This window comes from Sphingomonas sp. AC449, from assembly GCF_979253475.1.
Window position 1 is genome coordinate 41,413 of the sequence record NZ_CEEDCZ010000015.1, and the last position, 12,904, is coordinate 54,316.

The window sequence follows — 12,904 nt, forward strand, 5'->3', positions numbered from 1 at the left end:
CAGTTCACAAGTGAGATTGTTATCTTGCTCACTTGTGTGCTATCCATCATGTTCACACGCGAACACGTGCAGGGGCTACATGAAGACCATATCTATCATCAGCCAGAAGGGCGGAGCGGGTAAGACCACGCTTGCCATCCACCTTGCCGGTGCCGCCACCAGTGCGGGCCTCTCCGCGCTGATCCTCGACGCGGACCCGCAAGCGACCGCTAGCCAATGGAACCACTGGCGAGGCGGCGCGGACCCTGAGGTCGTAGATTGTGCCTCCCCCACCCTCCTTCCGCGCAAGGTGCAGCAAGCAGCCGATCTAGGCGCGGACCTAGTCATTATCGATACGCCCCCACACGCGGACATCATGGCGCGCGAGGCGTGCAAGGCTGCGGACCTGATCCTTATTCCTTGTCGTCCCCAAGCGTTCGACTTGTCAGCCGTTGAAACGACGGCCGAGCTGGTGAAGGCAGCAGGCAAGCCGGCCTTCGTGCTCTTCATGGGCGGTCCTCAGCGCGCGCCAACTACTTACAGAGACGCGCGGGAGCTGATTGAGGGCAGCGAAGGCGTTGAGGGTATGGGTGTGCCGGTCGCGCCCGTCATGCTCACGATGCGCGCGATCTATCACCACAGCACGGCGCAAGGGAAAACCGCGATAGAGGCGGAGCCTGACGGTAAGGCGGCGGAGGAGATCGCCGCGCTATGGACGTGGACAAGCGAACGTGTGAACTTGCCCACAAGTAAGCAGGGCAGAAAGAAGCGAGGCTGACATGAGCAAATTTGGCGCCATGAGGCAGCAGCGTGCAGAACGCGCGAAGGTGGAGCCGAGCGTCTCGACCCCAGCCATTGAGGGCTCGGCGTCGGTGCGATCGGCGGCGCGGCAGGGCAAGAAGGCTGTCAGCGCATACTTTAGTCCGGAAGTTAGCCGAGGCTTAAATGTGCTGGCGGCCGAGAACGGAACTACCCTTCAGGCCTTGATGGGCGAGGCAATCGACCTTCTCATGCGCCAGTACGGCAAGCACCCGTTCGGGGAGCGGTGACGCGCAGCTTTGAAGAGGGGGCTGCACATAGAACGGACCCAGATGTACGCTAACGCGATCGGGTGTCAGCAAACCCCCAGATTCGGGTTTCCGTACAGCTGAACAAAGCGACAGGGTTTGTCGCACACTCTGCCATCCTGTTGGCACCACGACCCAAGGCCGGAGCGCACCCTGTCCGAAAGCATGTCAGACTGTCCGAAAACTGCGTGATGGATTCCCGTCAGGTTTCGTATCCGGTATGATCGGGCATGGGCTACATCGAACGTCAATCGCGCGATCAAATGCTGCTGCTGCCAGCCTCGGTCGATGACTATGTGGCGGCAGACAACGCGGTGCGTTTCATCGCGGCCTTCGTCGACGATCTGGATCTGGGGGAACTTGGCTTTGACCGCTTTCGGCCAAAGGCGACGGGCCGACCCGGCTACGATCCCGCGGATCTGCTGAAGCTTTACCTCTATGGCTATCTCAATAGGGTCCGCTCAAGCCGATGCCTGGCGGCGGAAGCCGGGCGCAATCTCGAAGTGATCTGGCTGCTGGGCGGCCTGCGTCCCGACTTTCGCACGATCGCGGATTTTCGGCGCGTGAACCGGCCAGCATTCAAGCCGCTGTTTCGCGCCTTCGTGCTGCTGTGCCGCAAGCTCGATCTGTTCGGGCGGGAACTGGTTGCCGTGGACGGCACGCGCCTCAAGGCGGTGAACAGCCGCAAGCGCAACTTCACGCAGCAAAAGCTGGCCGGATGGATCAAGCTGGCCGACGAGCGGATCGAAGAGTATTTGGGACGGCTTGATCGGGCCGACCGCGCGGAAATCGAGGCGCAAGGCGCGGCGCGCCGTGCGGCCACGCTCGAGGCGAAGCTCGCGCGGGTGCGAACACGGCGTGAGCTGCACCAGGCGATGCTCACCGAACTTGTCGCCAGCGGTGAGAGCCAGCTGTCACTTACCGACCCTGATGCCCGGGGGATGGCGATGCACCCCAAGGTCGGGGTGGGCTACAACGCACAGGTCGCGGTCGATGCCCGATACAAGCTGATCGTCGAGCAGAACGTCACCAATTCGGGCAGCGACCTTGGATTCCTGGCCCAGACAGCCGGTGCCGCGCGTGAGGTGCTGGGCGTCGAACGTATCGATGCAGTCGCTGACAAGGGCTACTACAAGGGCGAGGACATCGCTGCCTGCGAGGATATCGGCGTCGTGCCCTATGTCGCGCGGCCGCAGCGCGGCTCGGCGGTTGCAAGCGGCTATTTCAACAGAACCGAGTTTCGCTACGACCCGGAGGCCGACTGTTACGTCTGCCCGAGTGGTGATCGCCTTGATCCTTATACCCGCACCCGCAAGGACGAGCATATCGCCATCCGCTATACCAATATGCGGGCCTGCCAAACCTGCTCCCTAAAGCCGCAATGCACTTCGGGCTCCCGGCGAACTATTGATCGCTGGGAAAACGAGGCTGTGCTTGAACGCATGGCCGAACGACTTGTCGCGAGGCCCGATATTCTCGACAAGCGACGCGAGACGGTCGAGCACCCGTTTGGATCAATCAAACAGTGGATGAACCAGGGTGCGTTCCTCATGCGCGGGCTCGCCAACGTCAACGCCTAGTTTAGCCTGACGGCGCTCGCCTACAACCTGCGGCGAGCCATCAACATCCTCGGCATTCCCGCCCTGCTCCGCGCCGTGCAGGCCTGAAAAGGCCGGACATCCATTTCTCAAGAGAATATCGCGCTGACGATGCCCAATGTGAGGGATTTGCCCGCCGACGAGCGATCCAATCCAGAAATTCTGCCTCGAGCGCCCTCCAGGGCAGCGCGCGCCTAACGGCATGGCCATCCCGGAGTTCTCGGACGGTCTGGTGTGTTTTCCGACAGTCTCAAAACGCTGCGGCAGCCTATACCAGCGTCATGACCAAGATACCGGATACGGACAAGAGATCGCAGGTTTCACCGGAATCCTCATTTTTGCACCTGAACGACGGCGCCCGGCATCATCGGGTCGCCCGGAGCAATGACGAGGTAACGGCGCATGTCGCCTTTTGCGTCGCTGACGATCTGGCGGAGCGGTCCGAGCGTGTTGACTATCGCGCCGCCCGCCGGATTGGTCATGAACTTCGCCAGAGGCTGGATCACGCCGCTGCCATCAGCGCGGGAGGATAGCCCAAGGACATAGGGCATCTTTGGACTGAGGCCCGCAACCGCCGCCTGCAAAATCTGGACTTGGCCCTGATCGAACAGCGTCACCTGGCTGCGCCCAGTCCCGGATAGAGTCAGCTGGATCTTCATGCCGGCCTGGGCGAGCGGCACCAGGTTTGCACGGCCATCGCCTACCGGCACCGCGCCGGGAACGTAGGCCACGCCTTGGGGCCCCTGACCGATCGGAATCGTCGCGATAACGGTGTTGCTGGCGGTATCGATCGCCGCGACTGCGTCGGCGTTCTCCAGCCCGACATACATCCGCGTACCGTCGCCCGACGGCCAAAGGCCGTGCGGGAGCGCGCCGACCGGGATGTTCGCGACCTGCGCGAAGTCGGTGGTGCGGAACACCTTGACGACGTTCTCGGTGCCGACCGTCACATAGGCGAACTGGCCAGCCTTGGTGCGGGCGATGTTGACGTGGTTGGTGATCGCGCCTGTGTCGAACGTCTTGAGCACTGCGAAGGGTGGCTTGGCGTCGAACACCATGACCTTGCCGACGTCTTTCAGCGTCAACCAGACCTGCTTGCCGTCGGGCGTCGCGGCGATGTCGGGGCAGAACGGGCTCGCCTGCTTGACGCGACCGACGATCTTCTTCGAGGCGGTGTCGATCACAACGGTCTCGGGAGAAAAGCTCGAACAGACGTAACCGTATTTCCCGTTCGGCGAGAAGATCGTCATGCCGGGGCCATTAGGAACGGGGATGCGCGTAGTCGGCGCGAAGGTCTTGCCGTCGAGCACCTGGATATAATCCTCGCCGCGCACCGCGACCCAGACTTCGCGACCGTCGGGGCGGAAGAACGCTTCGTGCGGCGATCGGCCCACATAGGTCGTATGCTTCACGGCATTGGTCGCAGTGTCGATGAACGTCACCGAGTTCGAGCCGATCGAGATCGCCGCCAGCGTCTTGCGATCAGGCGAGAAGCCCATGCCGTGGACGAGCAGCTGTCCCTTGTAGAGCGGGCTGAGGTTCGCGGGGGTCTGGTCGCCGAGTTTTATCATGCCGAGCAGCGTGTTGGTCGACGGATCGATCACCGACACGGTGTTGGAGAACTGGTCCGAGGTGTAGAACCGGTCCTGCGCGCTGACGGGGACGTCGGGGGTCGCGTTCGGCACTTGCTGGGCAAACGCAGGGCCCGAGAAACACAAGGCGGCGCAGGCGGTTAGGGTGAAACGCTTCATGGACGGTCTCCGTGATGGGGGTGACCGGTCGCGGTCGGTTCGGTGTGAGGCAGCAACGCGCCGCCTTCGGATAGGATGCCCTGCATCACCGCGATTTCCTGACGCTGTTCGACGATGATTCCCTGGGCGAGCCGGCGCAGGCGTTCATCCTTGCCGAACCGCAGTTCGACTTCGGCCATGTCGATCGCACCCTGATGATGCGGGATCATCATTCTTGCGAAGTCGCGATCGGGATCGCTTGAATAACCGGTCATCATCGCGCCGTGCATCCGCGCCATCGCCGCATCCATTGCGGACGCGAAACCGTCCGTTTGCGCTAACGCACCCGTTGATACGGACACGGCTATCGCCGTTAGCAAGGCCGTGCGAGATTTCATCGTCATGCCTTTAGTATTCCCATTTATGACACGCGAGCGATGAATGCCGAGCGTGACAGCGTAAATGATCGCAGCTCAGCCATCGATCCAACGCATAAGCATGGTTGTTCTGATCATCTAAAAAGAACGGTAGACAATCTATGATCGCGTTTTCGTATTGAAACCATCGTTACCATGCGTTGGACGCAGGGGAGATATCGGTCGATCTAGCGGCATCGGACCGGCACGATCACCCGCCGGGTCCGTGATAAGGATCAAACGATGAAAGCTGCGATCGTTTTGGTTGCCGCGATGTTGGCCTCCGTAGCGCCAGTCCCGGCGATCGCTCAGGCCTATTGGGCTGCACCTGCGGCGGACGACTTTCCCTACGATATCAAGGCGGTTCAGGCACCGTGGTCGAAGGCTGATATCGACCTCAGCCATCATGACCGGATCTATGTGTCTGACCCTACATCGACGAAGATCGTTGTCATCGATCCTGCAGCGGGCAACGAACTGGGACGGATCGACCTCGCCAAAAGCGCGATAGCTGAGCCCAGCTTTTCCAGCCCCAAAGTCCAGCACCTGGCTGCAACGCGTGACGGGCGGACCCTGGCGGTATCGGCATTAGCGCAGCACAGTGTGACGCTCGTAGATCTGGCCACGAACACGGAACGAGGCCGGACCGTGTTCCAGACGTCGCCTACCGCCGTCGCGTTTACGCCCAATGGGCACGAACTCTGGGTTTCGCTCGGCGATGAACATGCCATCGCGGTCGTGGATCCTAAGACCGCGCGGGAGATCACCCGCGTACCAGCAAGTGGCGGAGCGGGCGCGACCATCCTGTCGCCAAACGGACGCTATGCCTTTGTATCGCTTACTGAAAGGCCGTCCATCCTGGTTGTCGACGTCGAGCATCGGCGCGTCGTCGGACACGTTGCCAGCAACGGTGCAGGTGAGGGAGCAATCGCGGTCTCGCCAGATGGCAAACAGATTTGGGCAACACGCCGCGAGAGCGGCACGACCACGGTTTTTGCTGCCAAACCGCCGTTTGCGGTACGCGAAGTGATAAACACTGGTCCAGCAACGGGCGCGGTCAACTTCGCCCAGCGCGCGGACGATTCCTTTGCCTATGTCAGCATTGGCGGCGATCAACCTGCAATCAAGGTCTATAGAACCGACAGCCTGGAGGCTGTGGCAACCGTCCCGCTACAAGCGGCTCCAAGTGCGGTTTGGCCGTCGGGCGATGGTACGAGAATCTATGCCAGCCTGGCCGGAACCAACAAGGTCGCTGGGATCGACACGCTGACGTACACCACCGTGTCGACAATCCCTATCAGTACGGATGCGCAAAGCCTGATCTACGTTCCTGGTGCCGTGCGATCAGGAAAAGGTCTCGCCAATCTGGTGCCATCCGGGCGCGATGCGGCGCTTGCCGTGGCGGCGCGTTGATCGGTCTTACACCGTCTGTAATTTCCCAAGGAAAGCCCTTTCTGAAATGACCAAGCCCCCCGTCAGGATCGCGATCAGCGGTGCCGCAGGACAAATTTGCTATTCGCTGCTCTTCCGGGTTGCGCAGGGTGACGTGTTCGGACCGGACCAGCCCGTTATCCTTCAACTGCTCGACGTGCCGCAGGCTATGGACGCCGTACGCGGCGTGGTCATGGAACTGGAGGATTGCGCGTTCCCGCTACTGGCAGGTGTGATCATTACTGATGATCCGATGGTGGCTTTCAAGGACATCGATGCGGCCATGCTGGTTGGGTCTCGTCCCCGCTCAAAGGGCATGGAGCGCCGTGATTTGCTCGCTGCCAACGCAGCGATCTTCAAGACGCAGGGCGCAGCATTGGACGCAGTGGCCAAACGTGACGCCAAGATCCTGGTCGTCGGCAATCCCGCCAACACAAATGCCTGGATTCTTGCGCAAAGCGCACCGGGTTTTCCTGCCGAAAACATCACGTCGATGATCCGCCTCGATCACAACCGCGCGCAGGGACAGCTTGCGGCCAAGGCGGGTGTAGGTGTCGATGCGATTACAAAGCTCGTCGTCTGGGGAAACCATTCGCCGACGATGTTTGCCGACTGGGGGAATGCCGAACTCGATGGCCAAAAGCTTGCCGACCGTATCGGAAACGAGGCCTGGTACCGCGAAACCCTGATCCCCACCGTTGCGCAGCGCGGAACCGCGATCATCGAAGCACGGGGTGCGTCCTCGGCCGCGTCGGCCGCAAATGCAGCGATCGACCATCTGCGCGACTGGGTGCACGGCGCAGGCGATAATTGGGTGTCGATGGGCGTGGTGTCAGATGGCTCCTACGGTATCCCGCAAGGACTGGTGTGCGGCGTGCCGGTGCACTGCATGAGCGGTGGGTATGCGCGTATCGAAGGCCTGACCCTCGATCCGTTCCAGCGATCGATGCTCGATCGCACGATTGCCGAACTGGTCGATGAACGTGAGGCGGTTATCGACATTCTGAAATGAACGATCGGTATATCTGATTGGAATGACTGTAATCTTTGGTTGGTGCGATTGATCTCCTTTCCCTATCATTGGGGCAAGGAGATCGGGCATGACCCTCGAACAACTCAGGATTTTCGTCGGTGTCGCAGAGCGCGAGCACATGACGCGCGCTGCCGAAGCGCTCAATGTGACGCAGTCAGCCGCAAGCGCTGCCATCGCCGCGCTAGAAGCTCGGCACGGCGTGCCGCTGTTCCACCGGGTCGGCCGCGGGATCGAACTGTCCGAAGCGGGCCGCATGTTTCTGGTCGACGCGCGCGCAGTGCTTGGCCGTGCCGCCAGCGCGGAACTTGCACTGGCCGAATATGCAGGATTGGAGCGCGGCACACTGCGGCTGGTCGCAAGCCAGACGATCGCAGGCTATTGGCTGCCCCGCCAGCTGGCGGCGTTCCATGCGCGCTACCCCGCGATCTCAATCGAACTGGCGATCGACAACACCGAGGGGGCCGCGGCGCGCGTGCTCGACGGTGCGGTCGAGCTCGGCTTCGTCGAGGGTGTGATCGACGAGCCCGCGCTCGCGCATTGGACGGTCGCGAACGACCGCATGGTGCTGGTAAGCGATCGCGCAGCCGACACGATCGACGAGGACTGGATCCGCGCCGCGCGCTGGATCGTCCGCGAACAGGGATCGGGCACGCGCTCGTCGTTCGAGGAGGTGTTGCGCCAGCGCGGCGTCGATCCGTCGGACCTCACCACCGCGCTGACCCTGCCGTCGAACGAGGCGGTACGTAGCGCGGTCGAGGCTGGCGCAGGCGTCGCGGTCCTGTCGCAGCATGTCGTCGCACCTGCAATCGCGGCCGGAACGTTGCACGATCTGCCGCTCGGTCTGCCGCGGCGTCCGTTCTACGCGCTGCGGCACAAAGAGCGCTATCGTACCCGGGCGGCCGATGCGCTGACCGATCTCATCAAGGAGACTGGCAAGTGACCGCCGATCTGAAACCCGTTCTTGATGGCCTGAAGCCGCTCAGCCGGCTCGACTCACCGCGCGAGATGATCCGGCAGTTCACGCCCAACTGGTTCGCCGCGACCATGGGCACCGGTATCCTGGCGCTGGCCTTACCGCAGGTGCCGGGCGTCGGCACGTCGCTGCACCCGGTCGGCGAGGCATTGTGGTATTTCAACATCGCGCTCTTCACGCTGTTCGCCGGGCTCTACACCGCGCGCTGGACGATGTTCGGGCACGAGGCGCGGCGGATCTTCGGGCACAACACCGTATCGATGTTCATCGGTACGATCCCGATGGGCCTCGCGACGATCATCAACGGGTTCCTGGCGTTCGGCCTGCCGCGGTTCGGCGCCGGCGTGATCCCGATCGCCGAGACATTGTGGTGGATCGACGTCGCGATGTCGCTCGCCTGCGGTGTAGCGATCCCCTACCTCATGTTTACCCGGCACGAACATTCGCTCGACGGCATGACCGCGGTGTGGCTCCTGCCAGTGGTCGCGGCCGAGGTCGCAGGCGCGAGCGGAGGCCTGCTCGCACCGCATCTGGCGGACGCCCATCATCAGTTCGTGGTGCTGGCGACCTCCTATGTCCTGTGGGCCTATTCGGTGCCGGTCGCGTTCGGCATTCTCGCGATCCTGATCCTGCGGATGGCTCTCCACAAGCTGCCGCACGAGAGCATGGCCGCCTCGAGCTGGCTCGCGCTCGGTCCGATCGGCACCGGTGCGCTCGGGATGCTGGTGCTCGGTAGCGACGCGCCCGCGATCCTCGCCGCCAACGGCCTCGGCCAGATCGGCGCGGTAGCGCAGGGGATCGGCACGATCGCCGGGCTGTTGCTCTGGGGCTTCGGCCTGTGGTGGCTGGCGCTCGCGACGCTGATCACGATCCGCTACTGGCGCGCGGGTATCCCGTTCAACCTTGGCTGGTGGGGCTACACCTTCCCGCTCGGCGTCTACACTGTCGCCACCTTCAAGCTCGGCACGACGCTCCAGCTCGGCTTTTTCGGGATCGTCGGCACCATCCTCACCATCGCGCTCGCAGCGATGTGGCTGCTGGTCGGCGCCAAGACGGTCGCAGGCGGCTGGCGCGGAAACCTGTTCGTGTCGCCCTGCATCGCCCAAGCCAATTGATGGGCCGAACTGATCGTCCTGCCGGATCGAACCGGCCCATCCGATCGACCCGTACCGGGCAGACCGTCGGACGGATCGCGCATAAGAGCATGACATCGAAGGGAGAATGCTGGTGGACAGCCTGGATATGAAACTGGCGCAGGCGACGAACCGCCGTCGCTTTCTCGCAGAGGCTGCGATCGGCAGCGGCGCGCTGATCGCCGCACCCGCGCTGGCGCAGAGCATGGTCGACCTGCATCTTCCGGGTGGCCCATCGGAACGGCCGATAACCAGTGCGTTCCCCGGCAAGGGCAGCATGATCCTCCAGCGGATCCACCCGCCGCTGCTGGAAACGCCGATGAGCGTGTTCAATGGCGACGTCTTCACACCGAACGACCAGTTCTTCGTCCGCTGGCACTGGGCCGACATTCCGACCGCGATCGATGTCGAGGCGTTCCGGATCAAGGTGCACGGCGCGGTCACGCGGCCGCTGTCGATCTCGCTCGCGCAACTGCTGAAGTTGCCACGCGTCGAGCTGGCGGCGATCAACCAATGCTCGGGCAATTCGCGTGCGCTGTTCCAGCCCCCTGTTGCCGGTGCGCAGTGGCGTCACGGGGCGATGGGCAACGCCAAATGGCTCGGCGTGCGCCTGCGCGACGTGCTCGATATCGCCGGCGTGAAGCCGGGCGCGGTCGCGGTGCGGTTCGGTGCGCTCGACCAGCCGGTGGTCGCGGGTGGACCGGATTTTGCCAAGTCGCTGTCGATCGACCACGCACGCGACGGCGAAGTGATGCTCGCCTTCGGGATGAACGGTGAACAGATGCCGCTCCTCAACGGCTTCCCGGTCCGGCTGATCGTACCCGGCTGGTATTCGACCTATTGGGTCAAGATGCTGAACGACATCGAGGTGCTTGCCGCGCCCGACGACGGTTACTGGATGGCCAAGGCGTACAAGATCCCTGACACTCCAGGCGCGAACGTGCGGCCTGGCCAGAAGGATTTCCCGGCCGTCCCGATCAACAAGATGATCCCGCGCAGTTGGGTCACGAGCCTCGACGAAGGGCAGGTGATCGCGTTTGACCGGTCAATCCCGCTGGGCGGCATCGCGATGGGCGGCGATTGCGGCGTCGCCAAGGTCGATGTGTCGACCGACAACGGCAAGAGCTGGTACAAGACGACGCTTGGCCCCGATCACGGCAAATACAGTTTCCGCCGCTGGGATGCGCAGGTGCCGCTCAGCCATGCGGGCCCGACCAGACTGATGTCGCGCTGCTGGAACACCGCCGGCATCGCGCAGCCGATGACGCCGATCTGGAACCCGGGCGGGTTCATGCGCGGCAACATCGAAACCACCAACATCGTCGTCGGCTGAGGAGCGCTCCCCCATGAAAACGCCTTCCATCGGCACGCTGTCGTTCGGGTTCGTCGGCGCGACCGTCGTTCTTCTACTCGCGATCGGTGCCCCGAACAGCCGCATCGCCCCGCCGCCTGCCGCCCCGACCGCACCACCGCCGCCAAGCGTTTCGGCGCGCGGCTTCTCGCTGGCGTCCACCTCGGTCGATCTCCCGACCGACGAAGGGCAATATCCCGCCGGCCCGCATGCCGACGTCATCAACGCCAACTGCACCTCGTGTCATTCGGCGAGCATGGCGCTGAACCAGCCGCCACTCTCCTCCGATCAGTGGACCGCGGAGGTCACCAAGATGCGCGAGGTCTACAAGGCTCCTGTTGCACAGGCTGACGTGCCGGCGATCGTCGCTTATCTGACCGCCATGAGCGCAAAGCAGCCGGGCGCCGCGAAGGGCAAGGCGCAAGACCCCGATCCGAAGGCTGCGCCCGACGTATCGGGGGGATCAGGCTAAGCCCATCACTCACGACACGCGGTTCTGCGCGCGAAGTGCTGTGCGGCGTGTACGTGTCTCGCGCAGTGTTGCATTGGGCGCGAGGCCGTTCGCGGGCACCTTGGGTATCGCAACGCGCTGCGACAGGTAGATGCCATTGTGGCCCGAGAGATAGGCCACGAAACAGGCGACGGCGATCGGCACCGCATAGCTGGCGCCAAACAGTTCAATCCCCATGAAGGTGCAGGCGAGCGGGGTATTGGCAGCCCCGGCAAAGACCGCAACAAAGCCGATCGCGGCGAACAGGCCCGTCGGTACGTCCAAGAAAGGCGCCAGCGCGTTACCGAGCGCCGCGCCGATGAAGAACAACGGCGTGACTTCACCGCCTTTGAAACCCGCACCGAGCGTGACGACAGTAAACAGCAGCTTGATCGCCCAACTCCACGGATGCGTGTCTGGTCCGAAGAAGCTGGCGATGGTAAGGCTCTCGGGCCTCGCTGCCAGGACACCCAGGCCTAGATAGTCGCGCGTGCCGAACAGGAAGACGAGCGCGATAACGACGACCCCGCCGATCACTGGACGTAGCGGACCATAGGGGACGATCCGCTTCAGACATCCCCCGACCACGTGGTTGGCTTCGGCGAAGGCCAAACCGACCAGTCCGAATATGATCCCCGCAATACCCGCCTTCGTCACGAGCAGCGCATCGACCGGTATCAACGCACCGATCGGGTAGACACCGTGATGGATACCCCAGGCGAGGCACGTCCAATCGCCGACTAGCGCTGCAACGAGGCAAGGCACTAGCGCGGAATATTCAACGCGGCCGATCGCCAGCACTTCGAGCGCGAAGACCGCGCCTGCGATCGGCGTGCCGAAGACCGCGCCGAACCCGGCTGCGATACCCGTCATCAACAGGATGCGCGTGCCGCCCGCATCGAGGCGGAGCGCGCGGCCGAAACCGCTGGCAAGGCTTCCACCCAATTGGACGGCGGTGCCCTCACGTCCGGCCGAGCCACCGAAAAGATGCGTCACCACTGTGCCGAAGAAGATGAGCGGCGCCATCCGCAGAGGCACCCCGCCGCCAGGCTCGTGGACCTGCTCGACGATCAGATTGTTGCCGCCTTCCACTGTGCGCCCGGTGACATGGTAGAGGAATCCGACAACGAACCCGCCCACCGGTAGCAGATAGAGCAGCCAAGGCGATGCAAACCGCAGTCGCGTAACGGTATCGAGACTCAGCAGGAACGCCGCACATAGCGTCCCGACGAGTGCCGCCATGGGCAGCAAGATCAGCGCCCAGCGCAGGACAGAGATCGCATGGTCGTGACGATCGCGCATGAATGCCGCGACGTTCAGCGTGCCGACGAGATTGCGAAAGGTAGCGCGCACAATTCCTCCTTGCTGCCTGAAGGCGCCAAGTAGGAATCATCAGCTCTTATCAGAGCGGTTCGGCCAAATTGCCCGGCAGAAATCCATTGCCAAAGTCGATCTATTAGACGTTTGCCCCAACCGTCAATGGGCATGTTGGTCGGGCAAATGCTCGGACCGGCCAGTCGGCAGCGTCTATCTGAGCCCGTTATATGTACCGACCCCGGGTACGCTGCATGCGGGACCGATCGGCTTTGGCCCACGTCGTTTTCGGGCTTCGTCACAAGGGGGCGATACCGCACGAAAGCCGCGGATGCGCTGCGGGGTCTGATCGGTTCGCAGCAAACCTAGGGATGGCTGCTACGAGCGTG

General features: G+C 63.0%; 12 protein-coding genes and 1 riboswitch. Of the genes, 9 read left to right on the forward strand and 3 right to left on the reverse strand.

Features of this window, described 5'->3' with window-relative positions; genetic code table 11:
* Nucleotides 1–79 precede the first annotated feature (79 nt).
* From parA to AC0CH3_RS16875, 3 genes are all read left to right on the forward strand, one after another.
* Nucleotides 80–757 carry a ParA family partition ATPase gene (gene parA / locus AC0CH3_RS16865; RefSeq protein ID WP_031392882.1) on the forward strand — a complete coding sequence of 226 codons (678 nt, stop codon included), beginning with the start codon at nt 80–82 and terminating at the stop codon, nt 755–757.
* 1 nt (nt 758) lies between these two features.
* Nucleotides 759–1,028 (forward strand): ribbon-helix-helix domain-containing protein, encoded by a 270-nt coding sequence (locus AC0CH3_RS16870; RefSeq protein WP_031392883.1) that lies wholly within the window; start codon nt 759–761, stop codon nt 1,026–1,028.
* Between the two features lie 248 nt (nt 1,029–1,276).
* The gene (locus AC0CH3_RS16875; RefSeq protein WP_236701726.1) at nt 1,277–2,626 is read left to right on the forward strand and encodes an IS1182 family transposase; all 1,350 of its coding nucleotides are present in this window, start codon (nt 1,277–1,279) and stop codon (nt 2,624–2,626) included.
* 350 nt (nt 2,627–2,976) lie between these two features.
* On the opposite strand, the gene AC0CH3_RS16880 is transcribed toward AC0CH3_RS16875, so the two are convergent.
* Both AC0CH3_RS16880 and copM read right to left on the reverse strand, forming a co-directional pair.
* On the reverse strand, nt 2,977–4,395 hold the full coding sequence (locus AC0CH3_RS16880) for a YncE family protein (RefSeq protein WP_056677682.1): 1,419 nt from the start codon (nt 4,393–4,395) through the stop codon (nt 2,977–2,979).
* Complete coding sequence (gene copM / locus AC0CH3_RS16885) at nt 4,392–4,778, reverse strand: CopM family metallochaperone (protein ID WP_333981212.1); 387 nt, start codon at nt 4,776–4,778, stop codon at nt 4,392–4,394. Before copM ends, AC0CH3_RS16880 begins: the two co-directional genes overlap by 4 nt.
* A gap of 255 nt (nt 4,779–5,033) precedes the next feature.
* On the opposite strand from copM, the gene AC0CH3_RS16890 reads away from it, so the two are divergent.
* From AC0CH3_RS16890 to AC0CH3_RS16915, 6 genes are all read left to right on the forward strand, one after another.
* The gene (locus AC0CH3_RS16890; RefSeq protein ID WP_055879827.1) at nt 5,034–6,203 is read left to right on the forward strand and encodes a YncE family protein; all 1,170 of its coding nucleotides are present in this window, start codon (nt 5,034–5,036) and stop codon (nt 6,201–6,203) included.
* Nucleotides 6,204–6,249: 46 nt separating this feature from the next.
* The gene (locus tag AC0CH3_RS16895; RefSeq protein ID WP_031392887.1) at nt 6,250–7,233 is read left to right on the forward strand and encodes a malate dehydrogenase; all 984 of its coding nucleotides are present in this window, start codon (nt 6,250–6,252) and stop codon (nt 7,231–7,233) included.
* Between the two features lie 88 nt (nt 7,234–7,321).
* Nucleotides 7,322–8,194: a LysR family transcriptional regulator gene (locus tag AC0CH3_RS16900; protein ID WP_031392888.1), complete on the forward strand. Its 873-nt coding sequence runs from the start codon at nt 7,322–7,324 to the stop codon at nt 8,192–8,194.
* Entirely contained in the window at nt 8,191–9,342 is a 1,152-nt protein-coding gene (locus tag AC0CH3_RS16905; RefSeq protein ID WP_031392889.1) for a TDT family transporter, read from the forward strand. Before AC0CH3_RS16900 ends, AC0CH3_RS16905 begins: the two co-directional genes overlap by 4 nt.
* Before the next feature lie 106 nt (nt 9,343–9,448).
* A complete protein-coding gene (locus AC0CH3_RS16910; protein WP_200910541.1) occupies nt 9,449–10,693 on the forward strand; it encodes a molybdopterin-dependent oxidoreductase in 1,245 nt (414 codons plus the stop codon).
* Between the two features lie 13 nt (nt 10,694–10,706).
* Nucleotides 10,707–11,183 carry a hypothetical protein gene (locus AC0CH3_RS16915; protein WP_031392891.1) on the forward strand — a complete coding sequence of 159 codons (477 nt, stop codon included), beginning with the start codon at nt 10,707–10,709 and terminating at the stop codon, nt 11,181–11,183.
* A gap of 9 nt (nt 11,184–11,192) precedes the next feature.
* On the opposite strand, the gene AC0CH3_RS16920 is transcribed toward AC0CH3_RS16915, so the two are convergent.
* The gene (locus AC0CH3_RS16920) at nt 11,193–12,554 is read right to left on the reverse strand and encodes a voltage-gated chloride channel family protein (RefSeq protein WP_465238094.1); all 1,362 of its coding nucleotides are present in this window, start codon (nt 12,552–12,554) and stop codon (nt 11,193–11,195) included.
* A gap of 23 nt (nt 12,555–12,577) precedes the next feature.
* A riboswitch (Fluoride riboswitch) is annotated at nt 12,578–12,654 on the reverse strand.
* Between the last annotated feature and the right edge of the window lie 250 nt (nt 12,655–12,904).